The organism is Kribbella sp. NPDC005582 (assembly GCF_040605415.1).
Taxonomy (GTDB): Bacteria; Actinomycetota; Actinomycetes; order Propionibacteriales; family Kribbellaceae; genus Kribbella.
This window is the reverse complement of sequence record NZ_JBEXCU010000002.1, coordinates 1281515-1303719: the sequence shown is the minus strand read 5'-3', so window position 1 is coordinate 1303719 and position 22205 is coordinate 1281515. Positions and strand designations below refer to the sequence as shown.

15 protein-coding genes are annotated in these 22205 nt (G+C 65.6%); 4 read left to right on the top strand and 11 right to left on the bottom strand.

The window, feature by feature from the left end; genetic code table 11:
- Positions 1-93: 93 nt before the first annotated feature.
- Complete coding sequence (locus ABZS29_RS17755) at positions 94-1920, bottom strand: rhamnogalacturonan lyase (RefSeq protein WP_355463081.1); 1827 nt, start codon at positions 1918-1920, stop codon at positions 94-96.
- Between the two features lie 293 nt (positions 1921-2213).
- Between ABZS29_RS17755 and ABZS29_RS17750 the strand changes: the two genes are divergently transcribed.
- Positions 2214-3272 carry a rhamnogalacturonan acetylesterase gene (locus ABZS29_RS17750; RefSeq protein ID WP_355463079.1) on the top strand — a complete coding sequence of 353 codons (1059 nt, stop codon included), beginning with the start codon at positions 2214-2216 and terminating at the stop codon, positions 3270-3272.
- Here ABZS29_RS17750 and ABZS29_RS17745 read toward each other — a convergent pair.
- The 4 genes from ABZS29_RS17745 to ABZS29_RS17730 all read right to left on the bottom strand — a co-directional run bounded on the left by ABZS29_RS17745 (position 3266) and on the right by ABZS29_RS17730 (position 7409).
- On the bottom strand, positions 3266-4804 hold the full coding sequence (locus ABZS29_RS17745; protein WP_355463077.1) for a family 43 glycosylhydrolase: 1539 nt from the start codon (positions 4802-4804) through the stop codon (positions 3266-3268). The genes ABZS29_RS17750 and ABZS29_RS17745 overlap by 7 nt on opposite strands.
- Positions 4805-4808: 4 nt before the next feature.
- On the bottom strand, positions 4809-5192 hold the full coding sequence (locus ABZS29_RS17740) for an MMPL family transporter (protein WP_355463075.1): 384 nt from the start codon (positions 5190-5192) through the stop codon (positions 4809-4811).
- Between the two features lie 153 nt (positions 5193-5345).
- On the bottom strand, positions 5346-5642 hold the full coding sequence (locus tag ABZS29_RS17735) for a DUF805 domain-containing protein (protein WP_355463073.1): 297 nt from the start codon (positions 5640-5642) through the stop codon (positions 5346-5348).
- 105 nt (positions 5643-5747) lie between these two features.
- Positions 5748-7409, bottom strand: coding sequence for an extracellular solute-binding protein (locus ABZS29_RS17730; RefSeq protein ID WP_355463071.1), 1662 nt, complete (start codon positions 7407-7409; stop codon positions 5748-5750).
- A gap of 529 nt (positions 7410-7938) precedes the next feature.
- On the opposite strand from ABZS29_RS17730, the gene ABZS29_RS17725 reads away from it, so the two are divergent.
- Together ABZS29_RS17725 and ABZS29_RS17720 are read left to right on the top strand one after the other, a co-directional pair.
- Positions 7939-8640, top strand: coding sequence for a hypothetical protein (locus ABZS29_RS17725; RefSeq protein ID WP_355463069.1), 702 nt, complete (start codon positions 7939-7941; stop codon positions 8638-8640).
- A 98-nt stretch (positions 8641-8738) separates the two neighbouring features.
- Entirely contained in the window at positions 8739-11570 is a 2832-nt protein-coding gene (locus ABZS29_RS17720) for a glycoside hydrolase family 2 TIM barrel-domain containing protein (protein WP_355463067.1), read from the top strand.
- On the opposite strand, the gene ABZS29_RS17715 is transcribed toward ABZS29_RS17720, so the two are convergent.
- The 6 genes from ABZS29_RS17715 to ABZS29_RS17690 all read right to left on the bottom strand — a co-directional run bounded on the left by ABZS29_RS17715 (position 11548) and on the right by ABZS29_RS17690 (position 20933).
- The gene (locus ABZS29_RS17715; protein WP_355463065.1) at positions 11548-13638 is read right to left on the bottom strand and encodes a right-handed parallel beta-helix repeat-containing protein; all 2091 of its coding nucleotides are present in this window, start codon (positions 13636-13638) and stop codon (positions 11548-11550) included. The two genes, ABZS29_RS17720 and ABZS29_RS17715, sit on opposite strands and share 23 nt — an antisense overlap.
- Positions 13635-16586 carry a glycoside hydrolase family 2 TIM barrel-domain containing protein gene (locus tag ABZS29_RS17710; protein ID WP_355463063.1) on the bottom strand — a complete coding sequence of 984 codons (2952 nt, stop codon included), beginning with the start codon at positions 16584-16586 and terminating at the stop codon, positions 13635-13637. The genes ABZS29_RS17715 and ABZS29_RS17710 overlap by 4 nt, the downstream gene beginning before the upstream one ends.
- 39 nt (positions 16587-16625) lie before the next feature.
- Complete coding sequence (locus ABZS29_RS17705) at positions 16626-17456, bottom strand: carbohydrate ABC transporter permease (RefSeq protein WP_355463061.1); 831 nt, start codon at positions 17454-17456, stop codon at positions 16626-16628.
- A gap of 25 nt (positions 17457-17481) precedes the next feature.
- Entirely contained in the window at positions 17482-18363 is an 882-nt protein-coding gene (locus ABZS29_RS17700; RefSeq protein ID WP_355463059.1) for a sugar ABC transporter permease, read from the bottom strand.
- Positions 18364-18499: 136 nt separating this feature from the next.
- The gene (locus ABZS29_RS17695; RefSeq protein ID WP_355463057.1) at positions 18500-19813 is read right to left on the bottom strand and encodes a sugar ABC transporter substrate-binding protein; all 1314 of its coding nucleotides are present in this window, start codon (positions 19811-19813) and stop codon (positions 18500-18502) included.
- Positions 19814-19886: 73 nt separating this feature from the next.
- Positions 19887-20933: a LacI family DNA-binding transcriptional regulator gene (locus tag ABZS29_RS17690; protein WP_355463055.1), complete on the bottom strand. Its 1047-nt coding sequence runs from the start codon at positions 20931-20933 to the stop codon at positions 19887-19889.
- A 271-nt stretch (positions 20934-21204) separates the two neighbouring features.
- On the opposite strand from ABZS29_RS17690, the gene ABZS29_RS17685 reads away from it, so the two are divergent.
- Positions 21205-22149: a substrate-binding domain-containing protein gene (locus ABZS29_RS17685; protein ID WP_355463053.1), complete on the top strand. Its 945-nt coding sequence runs from the start codon at positions 21205-21207 to the stop codon at positions 22147-22149.
- The last annotated feature ends 56 nt before the right edge of the window (positions 22150-22205 follow it).

Below are 22205 nucleotides of genomic sequence, written 5' to 3'. Positions count from 1 at the left end.
CCGAGGTCAACGATCGAGCGACCCGCGAAATTTTCGATTGAGTGCTCTCAAGTCAGCCGCCGGTCCCGGTGATCGGCGGCTGACTTAGAGGGATCAGGGATTCAGGAAGCTCGCGTGTGGCGGTTGGTTGTAGGCGGTGTTCTGCCAAGCCACGGCCAGCCGGTACATCCGGTCCTGCATCAACGAGACGTGCGAGATGCTGGTGGAGGCCGTGGTGGAGTAGATGCGCAGAGCCGTGTTGTCGGAGGTCGGCCAGATGACCTCCTCGCGCCAATCGCCCATGATGTCGGCCTGGAGAGACGGTGTGGCCTTGGTGCCGTTGTTGGAGTGGACTCCGCTGGCTGTGAGGAGGCGGGTGTCCCCGCTGGTCCCGTACTTGTCGATGTGCGTGCCGTCGAGGAGTTCGCGTTGAGCGTCTCCGTCCCACCAGATGACGAAATTGGCGGAGCCTGGCTTGCGGGAGGCGACCTGATTGCCATTGGCGGCGGATCGGAGGCCCGCGACGGCTGACGACCAGACCTCGGCGCCGCTGTTGCCCGACCAGATGTCGTCGGCCACGGCGCGACCGTTGTCGCAACCGCAGGACGACGAGCGCCAGAGAGTCTGACCGGTCCTCGCATCGGCGAGCCAGTCCGCAGGTTTCGACGAGTCTTCGGACGGCTTGAAGATTTCGAGACCTGCACGGCTGGGGACGAGGTCGCCGACATGGTACGCGTCCCCGTGACCGAGTCCGTTGGTCCACAGACCGTTGCCGTTGTCATCGACTGCCATAGCGCCGTACAGGATCTCGTCGCGGCCGTCGCCGTCCACATCGGCGATCGACAGCTGGTGGTTGCCTTGGCCCGCCCAGCTTGAGCCGTTGGACGAGCTGTTGCTGTCGAAGGTCCAGCGCCGGGTCAGCTTTCGGTTCGAGTAGTCCCAGGCGGAGATGACCGAACGGGTGTAGTAGCCGCGCGCTTCGATGATCGACGGATGCGAACCATCGACGTACGCGGTGCCGGCGAGGAACCGGTCGACGCGGTTTCCGTAGGAGTCACCCCAGGACGACACCGTCCCCCGGGGCGGGACGTAGTCCGCGGTCGCCAGCACCTCACCAGTGGTGCCGCTGAACACTGTGAGAAACTCCGGTCCGGCCAAGATGTATCCGGACGAGTTCCGGTGGTCCGCCGAGGCGCTGCCGATGACCTGTCCGGTACCGGACCTGGTGCCGTCGGCAGTCTTGACGACAACCTCGGCGCGGGAATCTCCGTCGTAGTCGAACACCTGGAACTGCGTGTAGTGGGCGCCCGCGCGGATGTTGCGGCCGAGGTCGATCCGCCACTTGCGGGTTCCGTTGAGTTCGTACGCGTCCAGATAAACATTGCCGGTGTAGCCGGATTGTGAGTTGTCCTTGGCGTTGGTCGGATCCCACTTGAGCACGATCTCGTAGGCGCCGTCGCCGTCAAGGTCCGCCACGGAGGCGTCGTTGGCGGTGTAGGTGTAAGCAACCCCATCGGGTGTCGTGCCGCCGGAGGGCTTCTGAATGGGGACATCCTGGCTGCCGGCCAGGGTCCCGACCTCACCGGCCGCGACGGGAGTCTGCGGTCCGGCCTTATCGTTCATCGTCAACGGCCGGACGCTGTATCGGGCCGACGCCGGGGCGTTTCGGTCGAGATAGTTGGTGACTTTGCTGGTCGCAATTCTTGTGTTGCCGCGGTACACCGCATAGGTGATATCGGGCGGGTCACCATGAAGTAGTCGCCAGGTCAGGAAGTTGCCCTCGCCCGTTCGCAGGCTCACCAGGCCCCGACCGAGATTGGCGGTATCCGTGGGAATTGCGGAATTGGTCTGGCCGGGGCTGCTGGCCGGTGGTTCGGCGCTCTGAGCGTTCGCAGCCGGCAGACCGGCTGCGAAGGCGCTCAGGATGAGCAAGGTCGTCATTGCGGCACTGGTTCGTTTCATGGAGACCGTCCAAGGTGGGCGCATGGAAAGCGGTTACCGTGAACGTACGAGTAGGCTTTTGCCCTGTCAATATCGCCGCGGACGGACACCTGGAAATGACCGGTTCCGGCCATAAATAGGAAAATACCTCGGAGTTTCCGAAGGCATCTTCCCGAATCGAATTGAGTCGAATTCGGTGGGATGTGATCCGAATCGTTTAGGAGATTGACTCAGGTGATGATGAAAGTTACGGTCTGTGCCCCCGCCTGCTCGAATATTCCGAAGGAGATTGCATGGGACTCGATGACGCCCGGTTCGCGGTTCGGCTGATGGGGAGTTGCACGGTCGTCAGCGTTGTCCTGCTTGCGGCGGGAGCTGGGTCCGCGAGCGCTTTGCCCGCTGAGCCGAAGGGATGCTCGGGCAACGGGTCTGCGCTCGTGACCTGTGACTTCGACGTACCGCCCGGCCGTTACCGCGTCGCTCTGATGCTGCCCCGGGAACAGTCCTCCGCCATCACGGTGAGCGCTGAGGCCAGGCGCACGGTGCTGACGCAGACCTCGTCCGGCCGGCGTCCGCCAACGTTCGCGGTTGACGTTCGTGAGCCGGAAGGCGAGCCGACCGCACAGGGCGGCAGCGGTACGCCGGGACTTCAGCTCCGTATCTCGGCGTCGGACGGTTCACCGGTGGCCGTCACCGCCGTTCGGGTGACCGCGCTGCGGCACGTGCGCACGCTGTTCCTGGCTGGAGACTCGACTGTGTGCGATCAGGCCAACCCGCCGTACACGGGCTGGGGCCAGCAGCTCCCGCAGTACTTCGATCAGCATCTGATGGTTGCCAACTACGCCGACTCCGGCGAGAGCTCCGGAAGTTTCCTCGACAACGAGGCTTTGATGCCGGCCATGGAGCGCCGGATCAATCCCGGCGACTTCGTCATGGTGCAGTTCGGCCACAACGACAAGACGACCACCGCCGTCGACTATCGACGCAACCTGGGCCAGATCATCGACCGCATCGCCGCTCGCGGAGGTCGAGCCATCCTGGTGACCCCGCCGGTGAGGCAGCTGTTCGGCGCCGATGGGAAGCTGACCCCGACCGCACTCCACGTGAACTCCCTCGGTGTCAACCTTCCGGACGAGATGCGATCGCTGGCAGCGGAGCGCGAGCTGCCCTTGATCGACCTGACAGCCGGCAGCCAGGAGCTGTTGCAGTCGCTGGGCCCCAGCGAATCATCGGTCCTGTATCTGCCGCAGAAGAAGGATCGCACCCACTTCTCGGAGTACGGGGCGGATCGGATGGCGCAGGTCGTGCTGGCCGCTGCGCCGATTTCGCTGCGTCGCTATCTGCGTCAGTGAGCGCTTTCTTCATTGAGGGAGGGGATGCGGGTTCTGTTGTTGACGCGGTAGCGGAAGGCGTCGAACCGGGCGGTGCCGGCATCGTCAGCTGCGGCTGTGCAGAACAGCATGATTCGGGCGCCGCGGTAGCTCGCCCAGGAGACGGTGTCGGTGTTGCCGACCGGTTCGAAGGTTTGGCCGTCGAGGCTGAACGCGTAGGTGAGGTAGGTGCTGTCGTCGATCGTGAGGCGAAGCCAGAGCGGGCCGGAACTGATCGCCGGCCCGCTCGCTGAATTGTTGCCGACCGTGGCCAGGACGAAGCGGCCGGCTTCTTTGGTGATGGTGATGGCCGAGCTGGAGTGACACAGAATGCCGAAGCCGGCGGACTGGCCGTCGGTGAAGGCTTCGGTGTGTACGCGAACGGTCGCGGTGGAGCCGCTCGTGCCGAGGATTCGCCTGGTCAGCATGGAGGGAGTCGCGCGCAGGTCGTCGTCGCTCAGGGCACGCGACGACCGCAGTACGAGGCCGTTCGACAGGTGCCACGACCCTGGCCGCGGCTCGTGGTTCCATTCCCACTGCGGATCGAGAACTGCTCGGTCGAAATCGTCGTGTAGCGACTGCTCTGTCGCCGCGGCTGTACGGACCGGTGGTTCGGCACGCCAGCGCATCGAGTCAACGATCGGCCAGCCCTCCTCCCATCGCACCGGGAGCACGCTGACGGGTCGGCCCTCGGCGTACCCGCCGCGTCCGTGGTGGGTGACCAGGGACCAGGTGCCATCGGCGTGGTCCACCAGCGCCCCTTGGTTCGGCTCGCGCTCGCGGTCGGGGCCAGTGCCCTGGAGCAGAAGGCGCTTCTCCCACGGACCGATCATCGAGTCAGAGCGCATGACGCACAACACCCGGTTGCCGTCTCCCCGGACCTCGTTGTGCAGAAGGTAGTACTTGCCGTCGACGCGATAGATCTTGTTCCCCTCGCTGCTGTGCCAGGGGTTGACGGCCTGCCGAGCGTCCAGATCTATGGAGAGCCCGTCGAAGCTCATGGGCATGGCATAGGTGAACCAGTGATCGCGCCCTGGGGAGCTGGCCACGAGCCATGCACGTCCATCGTCGTCCCACAGTGGGCAGGGGTCGTCCCAGCCGGTCTGATCGGTCAACCGGTGCAGCGGGGACCAGGGGCCGGTTGGGTGCTCAGCCGTGGTGACGAAGATTCCCTCGTCGAGAGTGGTGAAGTGCACCCAGTACTGACCCGCGTGGTACCGCAAGCTGCCGGCGTAGATACCGACGTTGTACCGCTCCATCCGGTCCCAGCGGTACGCCTGGCCGAGCACGGTCATGTCGGGAACACAGGCACCGACGTGGCGCCACGAGACGAGGTCCTTGGAGTGCAGCACAGCCATGCCGGGGGAGTACTGGAACGTGGAAGTGATCATCCAGTAGTCGCTTCCCACTCGGATCACATCTGGATCCGAATAATCTCCGGCGAGGACAGGATTGGCGTAGGTGCCGTCATCCAGATGTCCCCAGCCGAAGCCTTCAGCGTCGGAGAAGTTCATGCCTTCATCTAAGCGGAGACCCGAGATGCTTCCCAGCAGGCCACCAGAAGCGATCGCCGAAGGAGAAGGCCAGGGCGGGTACGACGACGGTTCGGACGAGCAGGGTGTCGAGCAATACGCCGGCGCTGGTGATGACGCCGCCGGTCAGGGTCAGTGCGTTCAGCATGCCCTGCCTGGTGCCGTGTTCGCTGGCTTCTTCGCGGGCCTGGGTGGTCAGGAAGATGTTGTAGTCGATGCCGAGTGCGACCAGGAACAAGAACGAGAGCAGGATGACCGAACCGTCCAGCGCGGGAGATCCGAAGGCGCGGCTGGACAGGAACCAGCTCGCGCCGAACGCGGCGAAGAACGACGCGACGACGCTCGCCACGAGAAACAGTGACTTTTTCACGCCGCTAGGCGCGTTGCATCACGATGCCACCCGTGACTTCAGCGCTGCAGAAGTCGACACTGTCCATCGCTACCTGACGGCAACCCTGGATTCCTACCGCCGCTACCGCCATCAACTCGACCGCAGCTAGGGAGTACGGGGGTATACCACCGCTCAGCCGCCCGACAGCACCGCGCTGCCAACTACCGGTACCAGCGCGATCAGCAACCACCAGCCCGAGTGGTCGGTGTCGTGCAACCGCCGGATCGCGGCCAGTACGGCGACGATCTGGTACGCGAGTAGACCGAAGCCACCGATCGCCCACCCCACCCGCTGCTCCTCCGACAACTCGAAGGCCCAGTCCGCCAGAACGGGAGCGAACAGCACCACCCAGCCCACGAGTCCGACAAGCCAGTACTCACGCCGCAGCCCGCGCCCACCAGGGTCGAACACCTCCTTGACGACCGGCACCGAGTCCTCCTCTGTCGGTGCAAGTGTGCATTGGATCGGGGTGCTGCACCGGACACCGGGGATGGGTGCTTCGGCCAGGCAGGCCGCCGCCTTCCCACGGTGGTGCTACCGGCCGTTGTCGGCAAGGACCTTCGCGAAGAACTCGCGTCCTTCGTCGCCGCCCTTCTTGCGCCACTCGTCCAGCGCGACCTTGAGGTCGCTCATCGGGCGGCGTCCGCGCAGGATGTCCTGCAGCTTGTCGTCGAACGGCTGGTTCAGAGCGGCGAGTTTTGACGGCTGCTCGACGCGAATGCCCTCGAACGGGTTCTCCTGAGCATGCTTGACCGATGCCTTCTCCCAGGCGTGCATGCCTTCGACGTAACCGGGATACTGGCTCTGATTGATCACCGACGGCCGTCCGCCGAGAAAGATGTAGCTGTTGGCAACCTCTTTGGTGCCCAGGGCGGTGAGTTTCGGTGCGCCGGTGGCGTCCCGGGTGTAGTGCTTGCCTTCTTGGCCATAGGCACACAGTGCGGCCTCTTCGGTGCCGAAGGGTGAAGAGGTGTAGTTGAGCACGCCGAGCAGTTCCCTGATGCGCTCCTCGCCGAGGCCCTTCTTCACGAAGGTGAAGATTCCCGCGGGGTCACCCTTCCAGACGATCGGCTCGCCGCCGTCGTGGGCGAACGGCATCACCGGGCGCATGGTGAACCTGGGGTTGATCGGCAACTGGCGCTGTAGCGCCTCCGCCCATGAGCCCGGACCGTCCTGGTACATCAGGACCTGGCCGCCCTCGAACAGCGGCTTCACATCGGCCGAGGGGTTTCCCAGGACAGCTGGATGGACGTAGCCGGACTGGAACAACCGGCGGTTGAACGCGACGGACTGCTCGTACTCGGGCGTCTCGATCTGATGCTTGAGGTTCCCGGCGGAATCCTTGTGCCAGCCTGCCGGGGCCCGGAAGGCGCGGGCGACCTCGGCCACCATCGCCCCGAAGGCCCATCGATTCGCCTTGGCGTTGGTCAACTCCTTGCCTATAGCAAGCACGTCGTCCATGTTCTTGGGTGCCTCCACGCCGTACTGGTCGAAGAGGTCCTTGCGGTAGAACAGGGCCCACGGGATCCCGGCTCCGGGGTAGGGAACCGCCTTGAGTTGGTTGTTCCAGACGCCGTACGCCCAGGCCCGGGTCGGCAGGTTCGCCAGCATCGGGTAGTCCTTGGCCTTGTCCCCGGCCAAGTACGGCGTGAGGTCCTCGAACAGCTTGTCGGCGGCCTGATTGAACCGGGCGAACCCCGAAGCCATCCAGCCCATCATCACCGTCAGTTCGGGAACGGTGCCGGCTGCGAGCATCGGACCGAGTTTGTCGGTGTACTGGCCACCGTCGACGATGTTGAACCGCACCGGCGCGCCGATCCGTTCGTTGTTGACGTCGAAGTACGCGTTGTGGCCGAGGCCAGGGGGCGGTGGGCCCCACAGCGGCGTCATCGCGGTGACTTCCTTGCCGCTGGTCACGGGCTTGCCCGGTACGGCTCGTTGCAGCTGGCTCGGCCACTTGAGGAAACCTGGTGAGCTTCCGTCCTCTCCTGGCAGATCCGGCTTGACCGGCTCGTACGGCACGTAGGCCGGCATCAGGCTCGCGAGCTTGCTCTCCGTCGCGGCATGCCCTTCGGTGCCTGAGTTCTTGCCGGCTGAGGAACAGCCCGTCAGTGCTCCGCCGGCGACGGCGGCCCCCGTGCCCAGGAGACCGAGAAACGTGCGCCGATTGGGGGAGCTGTCTGCAGATAGGTGCATATCAATGCCCCTCTGGAGCGGGCTCGCGCCACGTCTCCATGGGTAGGATTAGTTTGGCTGCGGAACAAATTAACTCGGTCCGCCGCCGGGCGCAAGGGCATGAGGGCAACTGGGTTCGCGCACCGGTCGGGTGAAGCCGTCGCAAGGAGTGCGTCGGACTCGCGGGCCGCAAAACCCTTACTGGCAACGGAAAATTCTGACGTCGTCACAGTGTCGACCGGCAGGCGACGCGACATCGTCGACGGTGCGGAGGCGGAGAACCCCTGATCCGTCGCCGGGACGGCGGCTGCGCCGAGTGTCGGCGGCTCCGGATCTACGGACCGTTGACCAGGGAAGATCTTCGCTGTCATAGTTCTCTCACTCCGTCGAGTTCTCGGGGGAGTTTCCATTCATCGATTCGACTCGAATTCGGTGGAAATCATCCGGAGCGACGCAAGGCAGGCTTCGCATGCTCTTTTTTTTGACGCAGATTCGAAGCGCTTCGAATCTGCTCCGAGACGCCGCCCCGGTCTCGTGGGAAGGAAGTTCGATGAGAATTCCGAGCAGGTCTTACAAGGTGGCGGTGGCGCTGGTGACGCTACTGGCCGGCCTCATGGTCGCCGCGCTCCCCGCCAACGCGGCTACCTGGCAGTCCAGCGACAAATGGGCGACCTGGTCCAACGGCGGGTACACGGTCCGGAACGACGTGTGGGGAGGCGGAGCAGGTGCCCAGTCGATCTGGGCCAACTCCTACAGCAATTGGGGGGTCTGGGCCGATCATCCCAACACCGGCGGGGTGAAGTCCTATCCTCACTCGGCTCGCAACGTGGGCAAGAAGATCAGCGCTCTGGGCAGCTTGTCCAGCAGCTTCAACGTGACGCGTCCGGGGAGTGGCGCCTACAGTTCGGCGTACGACATCTGGGCCGGCGGGAACGCCTACGAGATCATGCTGTGGATGAACAAGCAGGGCGCGGTCGGTCCGCTCGGCACCAAGCAGACCACGGCCACCGTCGGCGGCCACACCTGGGATGTCTACAAAGGCAGCAACGGCTCCAACGCTGTCTTCTCCTTCGTCCGGACGAGCAACACCAACTCCGGCTCGGTCGATATCAAGGCCGTCATGAACTGGATCAAGAACCGCGCCTGGCTCGGCGACGTGACGATGAACGAGGTGCAGTTCGGCTTCGAGATCACCTCCTCGGCAGGCGGTCTCAATTTCACCACGAACAGCTATTCGGTCAGCTTCTCCTAGCCGCGCCGGAGTCGGCCGGACGGGACCTCACCATCTCGTCCGGCCATTCGCAGTGCCCATTTCCCGCCCCGAGTGAACCGCCCGTGAGGACTACTGTCGTGACTCTTCAACGCCGCCATTTCCTTGCCCTCGGAGCTACCGGTGCAGCCGGCCTCGCGCTCCCGCAAACAGCCGCAGTTGCAGCCGCCCGTGGGGGCAACGTCGACACCGAACTCTTTCGGCTGTCCGGAGAAGACCGGGATCAGCCCGTCGAGTGGGAGTTCATGGTGACCAGTGGACGCCGCAGCGGTGTCTGGTCAACCATCCCGACTCCCTCGAACTGGGAGTTCCATGGGTTCGGTACTTACAACTATGGCTGGAACCTCGTTCCTGACGAGAAAGGTCTTTATCGCCACTCGTTCACCCCACCCGGTAGTTGGCGCGGCCGCCGGAGCCACCTGGTCTTCGAGGGCTCGATGACCGACACTGCCGTGTGGCTCAACGGCCAGTCGGCCGGGCCGGTCCACCAGGGCGGGTTCTACAGATTCAGCTACGACGTGACGGACAAGCTCTTGCCGGGTCGACCGAACCGGCTCGAGGTCACGGTGACGAAGGACTCGACCGATGCATCGGTGAACCGGGCGGAACGATTGGGCGACTACTGGAACTTCGGCGGCATCTATCGCCCCGTCTATCTGCGGTCGGTGCCGCTGGAGTCAGTGGAGCGGCTCGCGGTCGATGCCCGGGCCGATGGCTCGTTCACTGTCGACGTGTACGTCGACGGCCTGATCGAGGCGGCCCGCGTGGTCGCGCAGATTCGTAGCCTGGACGGCGCCCCGGTCGGCAGGCCGTTCACCGCTGAGATCGAGGCCGGAGGCACCAAAACCACCCTGCGGACGGGGATCGTCAAGGCTCGCCCCTGGACGGCGGAAACGCCGAATCGCTATCAGGTCGAGGTGCAGCTCGTGCGGAACCGGAAGATTCTGCACCGGACCACCGAGCGTTTCGGCTTCCGGACGGTGGAGGTGCGGCCTGGCGACGGCATCTACGTGAACGGCGCCAAGGTCGTCCTCAAGGGCGCGAACCGGCACACGAGCTGGCCGACCTCGGGACGGACCAGCAGTGAGAAGCTGAGCCGTGACGACATCATGCTGATGAAGTCCATGAACATGAACGCGGTCCGGATGTCGCACTATCCGCCCGATACGCACTTTCTCGATCTGTGCGACGAGCTCGGCCTGTACGTGCTCGACGAACTTGCCGGCTGGCAGAAAAAGTACGACGAAGGTGTGGCCACCCCCTTGGTGAAGTCGATGGTCACCCGGGACGTCAACCACCCGTCGATCCTGTTCTGGGACAACGGCAACGAAGGCGGCTGGAACACTGCGCTGGACGACGACTTCGCGCTGTACGACCCGCAGCAGCGCAAGGTGCTGCATCCCTGGGCGAACTTCAACGGCATCAACACCGATCACTACGAGAGCTATGAGAGCACCAAGCGGATCCTGGACGGACCGGACATCTTCATGCCCACCGAGTTCCTGCACGGCCTGTACGACGGTGGGGCCGGTGCGGGGTTGGACGACTACTGGAAGCTGATGGGCAACCACCCGCGGTCGGCTGGTGGTTTCCTCTGGGCGCTGGCCGACGAGGGCGTGGTCCGCGACGATCTGGGTGGCGTGATGGACGTGGCGGGGAACGCCGCTCCGGACGGCATCGTGGGACCGTTCCGCGAGAAGGAGGCTAGCTACTACACCGTGCGGGACGTCTGGTCGCCGATCCAGCTCATGGCTCCAAGTACTGATGGGCTGCCGGCCGACTTCGCGGGCCGGATCACCATCGCCAACGGCTACGCGTTCACCAACACGCGGAGCTGCCGCTTCTCCTGGTCGTTGGCCGACTTCGCCGCCCCGGTCGGCGGGAGAACCAGCTCGACCGTGCGTGCGAGCGGCACGGTGCACGGACCAGACCTCGGGCCAGGCGAGACAGGAACAGTAAAACTTGATCTCCCGCTCAACTGGCGACGCTTCGATGCTCTCACCGTGATTGTGCACGACCCCGCAGGCCTTGCCATCGTCACTTGGCGATGGGTGATCAGCAAGGCGGCAGACAGAGCAAAGCGGGTGGTACGCCGGGAGGGCCGCGGCGAGGTGGCCGCGACGATGGCCGGTGACATGGTCGTGATGCAGGCGGGCGGGACGGAGGTAGGCATCGACGCGACGACGGGCCGGCTGGCCCAGGTGCATGTCCGCGACGACGCTGTTTCGCTTGCCAACGGTCCGGCCCTGGCGACCGGCTCGGCCACCCTGAGCGAACTCACCCACGGCCGGGCCGGTTCCGCCTATTTCGTGGAGGCGCAGTACAGCGGAGATCTGAGCACTGTCCGCTGGTGCCTTTACCCCAGTGGATGGCTGCGTCTGGATTATCGGTACGAGCTGAGTGGAGTCCACCAGTTCTTCGGCGTGGACTTCGACTATCCCCAAGACTCCATGGAGAACCTGACCTGGCTCGGCCAGGGACCGTATCGCGTCTGGCAGAACCGCCGACGCGGACTCCTTGTCGACGTGTGGTCGAAGGACTACAACGATACGGCCACCGGCGCGAGCGGGTGGAACTATCCGGAGTTCAAGGGATACCACGCCAATCTCTCCTGGGCTGTGCTGCGGACGACCGAGGGAACGATCACGATGGTCACGGAGAACGAAGACCTGTTCTTGCGCGTCGGTACTCCGAAGGCGGGTCCGGACCCGCGCTTCACCTCACCCCCGTTCCCTGCCGGTGATCTGTCGTTCCTCGACGCCATTCCCGCGATCGGAACCAAGTTCGATCCGCCGACGGCGCTCGGTCCCCAGAGCCAGCCGGCCGTTGCGCAAGGCCCCTATCAACGGACGGTTCACTTCACCTTCGGGCCTAGCGCCGGTGCAAGGTTCAGTTCCGGGAACAGCCGGTGAACCAGCAGCCTGCCAGCCAGCGTGTCCGGCCGGTCTCGTAGGCGCCGATGTCCGGCCGTGTGCCCGCGTAGCCGTCGGTGATTCCGGCGATCACCGTGCCTGCGTCGATGGCGGGGGAGCCGGTCCGGACGGACAGGTCGCCGGCCGCCGGGTTGGTGTAGAGGGGATCGGGGCCGGTGCCGTCCGCGCTCCGGGTCGTGACGAGGTTCGTGGCGGTGACCGGTTTGCCGCCGGCGATGAAGGCGTACTCCTGGCCGGCGGGGTGGGAACCGTCGAGGATGTTGTTGCGAACGGTCGTGTTCGCGACGTGCCCCGCGGTCGCGAAGTAGTTGAAGATGGTGGCGTTGTCGCCGGACACGATCACGTTGTTCTGGATCGTGCCTTTCAGGTACGGCAGCGCGGAGCCGGCTGGAGGCCGGTTGGCGTGACCGCCGAAGCTGATTCCGTTGCCTCCGTGGGCGATGTCACCGGTGCCGTTGAGGTTGTAGATCACGTTGTGGTCGACCGCGATGTCATAGGTTCCGTTGTCGAAGTGCAGTCCGTTGCCGGCGTTGGCCGGGTCATGGATGCGGTTGTGATCGATCCGGGTCCCGGTCATCGCGGTGTCGCAGCAGACGTAGATCCCGCCGAGGTCGTAGGAGATCTTCGCGTAGCCGTAGATGTTGTTCCAGGCGATCCGGAGATTCTTGTAGCCGTTGTTGGGATAGGCGTTGGTATTCATGTTGATCGCGTCGCGGCCGATGTTGTACATCGTGTTGCTGGTGATGACGAGGTTGCTGCTGCCGACCTCGATCGCCGTGGCCGCGGTGTACGTGCCGCCGTACGAGACGTCGTGGATGAGCGCGTTGGTGACGGTGTGGCCCGAACCCTTCAGGCTGACGCCGTTGCCGGCCGACTGCTGCAGGGTGCCGTTCTTGTACGTGTTGCGGGTGCCGTGCAGCAGGAGCCCGCTGTCGAAGCGGTGATTGGCATCGTAGATTCCGGCGTACGGCAGGGTGGCGTCGTACTGGGCGGTCTGCCAGTGCGAGAGGTACTGCCCGTTGACCTGGTCGAGAACGAGGTCATGGCTGCTGTCGTCGGTGGTGATCGTGTTCGCCCACAGATTGACGCTGGTGACGTTGATGAAGCTGCGGTCGCGCAGATCGAAGGCGTAGTTGCGCTTCTTCGCGGTAACGCCGGACGGAACCCCGCCGCCGGGCGCCCAGAGGTAGAGCTGCTTAGCGGCCGCGTCGTAGAACCACTGGTTCGCCCCGGTCAGGAACGACTTCTTGCCGACCAGCCGGAACTTGTTGTTGTTACCACCGCCCGGATAGACGCTGTCGTCGCTCTTCGGGAAGCTCAGCTGCACTGTCTTGTTGGTGCCGTCAAGGTTTCCACCAGTCACCTTGGCGGACAGCGCCACCCAGCCACCTGCGAAGTAGGCAACCGCGCCGGTCAGGTCACCGAAGGCCGGTAGCCCGGAGTACGTGAGGGTGCCGGTCAGGGTGGTGTTGCAGGGCGGGGTGGTGCAGTCGCCGCTCGCACTGCGGGTCGAGCTCCAGCCGCCGGTGATGAAGGCCTGGTTCCAGGGATCCGGGCTCGGGGCCGGATAGGCAGCTTCCGGCGAGACCGCGCCGTTGACGAAGACCTGGTTGGCCCAGAGATCGGAGTTGGCGGGATACGGCGTGGAGCTGTAAGGCTGTGCGGCTGTGCCGGACAGCGTGACAGGGGCCTTGTAGATGCTGCCGGTGTCCTTGGTCCATCCCGAGACCGGATCGGTTCCGTCGATGACGGGATGAGCGCCGGGCGCCGCCCGGAAGGTGATCGGCGCCGTGGCGGTTCCTGATCGGGGCGGCGTCACCGTCTCGCGATAGGTCCCCGCCGCGATCTCGCAGGTGTCGCCGGCCAGGGCGATCGCCGCGCACTTGCTGATCGTCCGGTACGGCGCTGCCGCGGTTCCCGCATTGCCGTCGTTGCCGGTCGTCGACACGTAGCGGATGACACCGGCGGCGGAGGCGGTCACCGGGTGGAGCGCGGCGGCGATCAGGAGGACTGCAGCACTACCCCACATCCTTTTGTGCATGGTCATTGACGGTCCTTTCCGTTGGGCACGAGTGGTGAAAGGAAGAGCGTGAACGTGGCCGGCTCCGCGCGCAGTTGGTGCTGGGGGAGCGTCTCGGGTCCGCAAGAGGCCGATCCGATGCCCTGATGGGCCAGGTCGAGCGTGAGGTAGATCCGGTCGCGCGGTACGAGGTCGGACTGCTTTCGGGCCCGATCCAGGTCCTCCGGCGTCCAGCGGCGGGCGGTGAAGTCGAAGTACGGCGCGCCCTCGATTCGCAGACCCGTACCGGCCCGTGGACCGAATTCTGCCCACCGAGTCTGCATCCGGTTGCCGTTCTCCTGCGGATAGATGTACGGCGTCTGCAGGTCGTCGACCGAGAGGCCGAAGTGGCCGACGCGGACGGCTTGCCGGGTGTCGCGGTATGCCTCGCCGGGGCCGAGACCGAACCAGCTGACGTGGTCGAACTCTGCGGGCAGTGACATTCGAAGCCCGAGGCGCGGCAATGTCGTCGAGCTCCAGTCTCCTTCGGGTTCGACCGCCAGGTCGAGCCGCAGCCGACCGGCCTCGTCGCTCCAGCCGTAGGTGGTGCGGAGAGCGAGATTGGTGGTGGCCGGCGCGACGCGGGTGCGGACCTGCAGCCGGCCGTCGACGCTCTCGACCTCGTCGACCCGATGGGTCATGCGGTCCAGGCCGATGCGACGCCACTCCTGTTCGACCGAGGTGCCGTGGAACGAATGGTCGTTGTCGGTGGGTGCGCGCCAGACGTCCAGCACCGGGCCGGTGAGCTCCAGGTCACCGAGCCCCGTCAAGGTGCCGGTCACCGGGTCGAAGCTGCCCGCACCCACCACAATCCCGGCAGTTCGGTCTGCACCGTGCATGTCGGCCGTCGCCGGCCGCGCGGCGATTCGAGCGGAGGGCCAGGCGCCACCCGGCCGTGGCTCGGGAGCAGGTTGGGTCTGTGCGCTGAGCTGGAGCTGGGCCCAGGCGATCTCGTGGCCGGCCATGGCCCAAGGCTGATCTTCGACCAGCACCGCGCGGACGGTGAGCCAGGTCTCCTGTGACGACTCGGCGGTCTTCGGCAGCTCCACTTCCACTGCCCGGCCGGCCGGAACTCGCGGTACGTCGAGAATTCCTTGCTCCGTGGGCGTTCCCTGGACCTCCACCGACCATTCGAAGACGAGATGATCCAGCGACCGGAAGTCGTGCAGGTTGCTGATCACCAGCTGCGACTCGTCCTGATCCGACACCGCGATCCGAACCGGCTCGATCACCTTGGTGTACTCGAGCAGGCCGGGTGACGGTTCACGGTCGGGTGAGAGCAGTCCGTCGATGACGAAATTGCCGTCGTGCACGGTCTCTCCGAAGTCGCCGCCGTAGGCATAACTGGTGCTCCCGTCCGGGTGCCGCTGCAGGATGCCGTGGTCGATCCACTCCCAGACGAATCCGCCCTGCAGACGCTCGTGGCGCTCGAACACCTGCTGGTAGTCGATGAGACCGCCCGGACCGTTGCCCATGGCATGGGCGTACTCGCAGAGGATGAACGGCAGCGCGCGGCGGTGGGCGTCGTGCGCCGGGTCGCTGGTTGGTGGCTCCGCCCGGCGGCCGATCGCCTCCAGCTCGGCATGCGGAACGTACATCCGCGAGTAGAGGTCGACGTACGGGCTGTCCACGTCGCCCTCGTAGTGCACCAGTCGGCCCGGATCGCGGTCCCGGGTCCAGGCGGCCATCGCCGCGAGGTTCGCTCCCGCGCCCGACTCGTTGCCCAGCGACCAGCTGAGGACGCTAGGGTGGTTCTTGTCCCGCTCGACCGTCCGGCGGATCCGGTCGAGGAGCGCGGCCGACCAGGCCGGATCGTCGCAGGGGTTGCCGGTCCAGTTGACCGCGGCGAAGCCGTGCGTCTCGAGGTCGCATTCGTCGATAACCCATAGGCCGTACTCGTCGCACAGTGCCAGGAAGGCCGGATGCGGTGGATAGTGGCTGGTCCGGACCGCGTTGATGTTGTGCCGCTTCATCAGCAGCACGTCGTCCAGCATCGTCTGGGCAGGGACGGCGCGGCCGTGTTCGGGATGCCATTCGTGCCGGTTGACCCCGCGGAAAAGGATCGGCCGGCCGTTGACCTTCAGTAGGCCGTCCGCCACCTCCACCGTGCGGAATCCGATCCGGAGCGGGATCTGCTCGCCGCGGGTGGCCAGTACGCCGTCGTACAGCCGGGGGAGTTCGGCCGACCACGGCTCGACCAGGTCGAACCGGTGGGTCTGGTCAACCTGCCCGCCGGTGAGGCCCAGCTCAGGCAGCTCGATCCGGGCATCGGCTTCGGTGTCGATCCGAAGCCAGCCCTGGCCGGTGAGATGGTCGAAGCCGGTGTGGACGAAGAAGTCGTCGATTCCCTCGGCCGGCCGGTGCAGCAGCGTGACGTCGCGGAAGATCCCCGACAACCACCACATGTCCTGGTCCTCCACATAGCTGGCGGAGGACCACTGATGCACTCGGACCGCGACGATGTTGTCGCCGGGCTGGAGCAGGTAGCCGATCTCGAACTCATGGGTCAACCGGCTGCCCTTGGCATGGCCGAGCCGGGTGCCGTTGAGCCAGACCACGAAACAGGAGTCCACGCCGTCGAACCGCAGCAGTACCCGCTCGCCGGCCCACTCCGCGGGCACGGTGAACCTGCGCCGGTACTCGGCGGTCGGATTCTCGTCCGGCACGTACGGCGGATCGATCGGGAACGGGAACTGAACGTTGGTGTAGACGGGATCGCCGTACCCGTGAAGTTGCCAGTGCGAAGGCACCGGAAGCTCCGCCCAGGACTGGTCGTCGAACGAGGTGGTCTCGAATCCCTCCGTTGCTGCGGGCGTAGTGGATACCAGATTGAACCGCCAGGAGCCGTTCAGCGAGATTGTCGCTGCATCGGAGGTGAAATGGGCTCGCGGTGCGAGCTGCCCGTCGCCGGGGGAGAGGTCTTCGTAGTACGGCACGGTGCGCATGGTTGGTGGCTTTCTTCGCAGAGGAGGGTGCTACTTGACGCTGCCGGCGGCCAGGTCGGCCCGCCAGAAGCGCTGGAGCATCATGAAGGCGACCGCGAGCGGCAGCACGGAGACGACCGAGCCGATCACGGTCAGGCCGAAGTACTGCGGGTAGTGGGTGACCTGGGAGTTCCAGGTGAACAGGCCGAGGGTGACCGGATACAGCCGCTCGTCCGACAGCATCACCAGCGGAAGCAGGAAGTTGTTCCAGATCGCGACGAACTGGAACAGGAAGACCGTGACGAGGGCGGGGGACATCAGCGGCATCCCGATCGTGGCGAAGGTCCGGAACTCGCCGGCGCCGTCGATCCGGGCGGCCTGGATCAGCTCGTCGGGAACGGCCGCCGTGGCATACACCCGGGAGAGATAGACCCCGAACGGGCTCACCACCGACGGCAGCAGCACAGCCCAGTAGGTATCGGTGAGACCGATCTTGCTCATGATCAGATACAGCGGGATGGCCAGCGCGGTGCCGGGGACCAGCACCCCGCCGAGCACGACCGAGAAGGTCAGCTCACGGCCACGGAACTGGTACTTGGCCAGTGCGTAGCCGCAGGCGGCGGCGAGGACGGTCGCCGCGCCCGCGCCGAGCAGCGAGTACACGACGGTGTTGCCCAGCCAGCGCAGATAGATGTGCCCGTCCTCGGCGAACAGGGCGTTGAGTTGGCTGCCGAGGGAGAAATGGTGACCGAACCACAGCCCGAAGGTGTTGAACAGCTCGGCCGTGGTCTTGGTCGAGGCGAACAGCAGCCAGAGCACCGGTGAGAGGAAGTAGATGCCGAAGGCAAACAGTACGGCGGTCAGCAGTACCGGTGTGGCCATGCGCCGGCGAGTGGTGAGTTGCATGTCAGGCCTCGAGTGCTCGGCGCCAGGTCAGGCGGAGAAGGGCGAAGGACAAGATGAAGGTGACCAAGGCCAGCACCACCGAGATCGCTGCGGACAGGTTGGTGTTGTTGGCGGTGAAGGCCGCGGTGTAGGCCATCAGGTTCGGGGTGTAGGCACTGTCGACCGACCCGGTCAGCTTGCTCAGGACCGACGGTTCGGTGAACAGCTGCAGGGTCCCGATGACCGAGAAAACTCCGGTCAGCACCAGCGCCGGTACGACCATCGGCAGCTTGATCCGCAGGGCGACCTGCCATTGGCTCGCGCCGTCCACCTCCGCGGCCTCGAAGATCTCCCGCGGGATCGCCTGCAGGGCCGAGAAGATGATCAGCATGTTGTACCCGGTCCAGGACCAGGTGACGATGTTTCCGATCGACCACAGGACGAGGTGGTCACCCAGGAAGTCGATCGGCCCGATCGGTGTCCGGCCGAGCAGATCGGCGATCGGGCTGATCGCGGGGGAGTAGAGGAAACCCCACAGGATCGCGGCGATCACGCCCGGGACGGCGTACGGCAGGAAGTAGGCCATCCGGAAGAACCGGACCAGCTTCGCCTTGCCGCTGTCGATGACCAGCGCCAGCACGAGTGCCAAGCCGAGCATCACCGGCACCTGAACGATGCCGAAGGCAAGGACCCGGAGGACCCCATGGGCGAAGGCCGGGTCGGACAGGACCTTGTGATAGTTCTCCCAGCCGGCGAAGACGGTCCGGGAGCTGCCGAAGCCGCCGGACCGAACGCGCTTGTGCAGGCTGTCCCAGATCGCGTAGCCGATCGGCAACAGGTAGAACAGCGCGAACAGGACGAGGAACGGCAGCGCCAGCGCATACGGTGCGGACTTCGGTCGCATGCGGCGCCGCGTCTGGGGGGACGGGCCCGGTCCGGTCGCGTGCAGAGCCGGCTGTTTCCTTGGTGCGACAGAGGTGGAGATGGCCATCGGAATTCCTTCGGCGGTGGAAGAACAGGACAATGCGGTCGGTACGCCGTCAGCCGCCTGCGATCTCGAATCCCTGCCCCTTCATGGTGGCGACCGTCTTGGTCTGGGCGGCGCTCAGCGCATCGACGATCCGGCCCTGCCCGGACTCCAGCTTTCCGGTGACGTCCTGGAATACCGTGAAGGTGTCCGACGAGGTCGGGCCCCAGCGGAAGTCGGGTGACAAGTGCTGCTGACCGATCACCTTGGAGAGCTGCTGCCCGCCGAAGAACGGGGACTCGGCCTGATAGGCCGCACTGCTTGTCCACGCGGTAGCGGCCGGATACAGGCCGCTCTCCTTGCTGAGCAGTGCGGTGCTGGCGGGATCGGTGTTCAGCCATTGGATGAACTGGGCCGCCTCGGCGGGATGCTTCGAGCCCTTCATCACAACGTTGGTGGAGCCACCCCAGTTGCCGGTCTCGGTCCGCCCGGCCTCCCATTGGGGCAGCGGCGCGACCGCCCACTTGCCTTTGGTGGCCGGTGCTGCGCTCTCGAGGCTCGGGCCGCCCCAGGCGCCGGTGATCCAGGCAGCCAGGGTGCCGTCCTGCAGTTCCTTGCTCCACTGATCCGACCAGTTGCCCTCGGCCTTGACCAGCTTCTTGTCCACCAGTGACTGCCAGTACTCCGCCACCTTGCGGGAAGCGGGCGAGTCGATGTCGACCTTCCACTTGTCGCCATCCTGGGCGAACCATGAACCACCGGCCTGCCAGGCCAGTCCGGCGAACCAGTCGCCCTGGTTGGTGGGGAAGTTGGTGATGACCTGCTTCGGGTTCTTCCGGTGCAGTAGTTCTGCGGCCCGGGCGAACTCTTCCCACGTGGCCGGCGGCGAGGTGACGCCGGCCTGCGCGAACAGGTCTTTGCGGTAGAACAGACCCATCGGCGCGATGTCTTGTGGTACGGCGAAGATTGCGTCACCGCTGGAGACTTGTGCCCTGGTCCACTCCGGGAACTGGTCCTTGAACCCCGGGCTCAGGTGGCTGCTGATGTCCTGGACGTCACCGAGCTGGGCGAAGTTCGGCAGGAAGCTGTACTCAACCTGTCCGATGTCAGGTGCGTTGCCGGCTTTGACGGCGGCGTACATCTTTGTGTACGTCCCCTGTGAGCCGCCCGGCACCGCATTGAGTTTGACCTGGATCTGCGGGTGGGTGCTGTTCCACAGCGCTACCGCCTTGTCGATCTTCGGGACCCACGACCAGAAGGTGAGTTCGACCGGCCCGCTGCTTCCAGCGGCGTCGGTTGCCGGTGAGCTGGATCCACCGCAGCCGGTCAGGGCCAGAGCGGCGACCGCGGCGAGCGCCACGGCCGACCGCAACTTGCGTGCTTTCATGTTGACTCCATTTCAGGGGAATTGTTACCGCTCACATGGAACGGCAGGCGAAAAAGGCCAGCGGGGCGTGACCTCAGCTGGGGCGTCGCGGGGAGCTGGTGCTGTGTCTGACGATCAGGCTTGCCGGGACCCGCACTGTCTGCCAGGAGGGCGGATCGTGGTCGAGTTGGTGGAGCAGGGCCGACACACTCTCTCGGCCAACTTCGGCGAAGTCAGGTCGCAGAGTGGTGAGCGGCGGTGCCAGGTAGGCCGCGGCCGGGATGTCGTCGAAGCCCACGACGCTGACGTCTTCCGGCACCCGTCTGCCGCTTTCGTGCAGGGCGCGAAGAACGCCGAGCGCCATCTCGTCGTTCGCGACGAACAGAGCCGTCAGGTCGGGATCACGAGCCAGTTCTCGGCCGAGCCGATAGCCGGATTCAGTCGTCCAGTCCCCGATCAATGGATCGGGGACCGACGTCTTCGCCTCCGCGGCAGCCGCCCGCCATCCTTCCGTGCGCTCTCGTGCGGCGACCCATCCCGTCGGTCCAGCGAGGTGGTGGACCGTCGAGTGCCCGAGTTCGAGGAGGTGCCGCGTCGCTTGCCTGGCGCCTTCGAACTCGTCCACTGCCACCGCGGGCACATACTCCTCGAGGCTGCTGTCCAGCGCGACGACGGGCAGTTGCTGGGCGAGGCCGTACAGCGAATGCGCGAGCTCCTGCTGAGGCGCGATCGCGATGATGCCGTCGACCGACGACCGGCTGAGCCTGTCGACGGTGGCTCGGGCCGACAAGCGGTCCGTGCCGGGGAGCGGGACGACCGTGAGGAGATAGCCGGCCTCGCCGGCGGCGTTGATGATTCCGCTGAGCGTGGAGGCCGGACCGTACCGAGTGGCGTCGAAGGTCACCACGCCGATCGACCTGGTTCGACCGGTGGCCAGCGCACGGGCGGTCGAGTTCGGCCGATACTCCAGCGCTCTCATGACCGCCTGCACTCGCTGCCTGGTCTCTAGGCTCACGCGGGGATGCGCGTTGAGCACCCGCGACACCGTTTGCAAGGAGACGCCGGCGGCCTTCGCCACATCCGCCATCACCACCGGCCGGTCGGTCGCCGACGGCTCGGCGGGTGGGTCGAGTGTGGTCATCCGGGGGCTCCTTTCGGCCAGAGCTCGAACACTATGGGCAGAGAACCGATGTTTCGCCCGCGAGTTGCCGTGATGACGTGAGTGTTACCGGTCACACATCGGATGTCAATGTGCAAGTAGTCTCCGGAGGACTGATACTGGTAGCTGCTCAGCGACCGAACAGCGGTCAAGTGATAGGAGGTTTGGCGTGGGGGACGACACTGCCGCCGTCGGCGCGGCCAGGCCAGTGATGGCGGACGTCGCCAGAGCGGCCGGCGTCTCCAAGCAGACGGTGTCGCGGGTCCTCAACGACAACCCCAACGTCAGCCGGACGACCCGGGCCAAGGTCGAGGCGGCGATGAAGGAACTGGGCTACCGGCCGAACTCGACGGCTCGCGCTTTGACGACGGGAAAGACCGGCGTACTGGGTGTAGTCGTGTTCGACACCTTCCACTACGGCCCGGCGAAGGTGCTCGAAGGAATCGGCCAGGTCGCCCGGGACGCCGACTACGCCATCAGCGTCATGCCAGTACGATCCGCGGATCGCCGGTCCGTCCGTCAGGCCGTGGATCGGCTGCTGCTGCACGCGGTCGACGGACTCATCACCATCGCACCGGAAGAGGCGATGGCCCGAGCCCTCCTCGACCTGCCGCACCGCATTCCCCGCGTCGCCGTGGACGCGTCGTTCGATTCCGAAGTACCGGTCGCCGCCGCCGACGAGCGAGGTGGCGCCTCCCATGCCACCGAACACCTGCTCCAGCTTGGGCACCGTACCGTGTGGCACATTGCCGGCCCTGATGGCTCTTTTGCGGCACGCGAACGCTGCGCGGGCTGGCGAGAAGCCTTGGAGCGCGTCGGCGCCGACGTCCCGCAGCCCCTGGTCGGCGACTGGGAGGCAGAGTCGGGCTATCTGCTGGGCCGCGAACTGGCGGCCCGCGCGGATGTCACGGCGGTCTTTGCAGCCAACGACTTCATGGCACTAGGCCTCCTCCGCGCTCTCCGCGAAGCAGGCCGCCGAGTGCCGGAGGATGTCAGTGTGATCGGCGTCGACGACATCCCGGAAGCCGCCTACCTGATTCCACCCCTGTCCACAGTCAGACCGGACTTCGTCGAGGCCGGCCGCCGCTGCCTGGAACTCCTGCTGGAACAGATGGCATCAGGACGCAATCAGTCCCTGCACTCCGTCATCCCGACCCAGCTCATCATCAGACGCACCAGCGCCGCCGCACCGCACTAGCCCCGGTCACCAATCTGACTCGGAGGGTGCACCTCCGCGCCGTGTAATGCATGTGC

Excerpts from the sequence above, each read along its gene's own strand:
- ABZS29_RS17690 (WP_355463055.1), bottom strand. The coding sequence starts at position 20,933 with ATGACCACACTCGACCCACCCGCCGAGCCGTCGGCGACCGACCGGCCG.
- ABZS29_RS17725 (WP_355463069.1), top strand. The coding sequence starts at position 7,939 with ATGAGAATTCCGAGCAGGTCTTACAAGGTGGCGGTGGCGCTGGTGACG.
- ABZS29_RS17730 (WP_355463071.1), bottom strand. The coding sequence starts at position 7,409 with ATGCACCTATCTGCAGACAGCTCCCCCAATCGGCGCACGTTTCTCGGT.
- ABZS29_RS17750 (WP_355463079.1), top strand. The coding sequence starts at position 2,214 with ATGGGACTCGATGACGCCCGGTTCGCGGTTCGGCTGATGGGGAGTTGC.
- ABZS29_RS17705 (WP_355463061.1), bottom strand. The coding sequence starts at position 17,456 with ATGGCCACACCGGTACTGCTGACCGCCGTACTGTTTGCCTTCGGCATC.
- ABZS29_RS17695 (WP_355463057.1), bottom strand. The coding sequence starts at position 19,813 with ATGAAAGCACGCAAGTTGCGGTCGGCCGTGGCGCTCGCCGCGGTCGCC.
- ABZS29_RS17715 (WP_355463065.1), bottom strand. The coding sequence starts at position 13,638 with ATGACCATGCACAAAAGGATGTGGGGTAGTGCTGCAGTCCTCCTGATC.
- ABZS29_RS17755 (WP_355463081.1), bottom strand. The coding sequence starts at position 1,920 with ATGACGACCTTGCTCATCCTGAGCGCCTTCGCAGCCGGTCTGCCGGCT.
- ABZS29_RS17745 (WP_355463077.1), bottom strand. The coding sequence starts at position 4,804 with ATGAACTTCTCCGACGCTGAAGGCTTCGGCTGGGGACATCTGGATGAC.
- ABZS29_RS17700 (WP_355463059.1), bottom strand. The coding sequence starts at position 18,363 with ATGCGACCGAAGTCCGCACCGTATGCGCTGGCGCTGCCGTTCCTCGTC.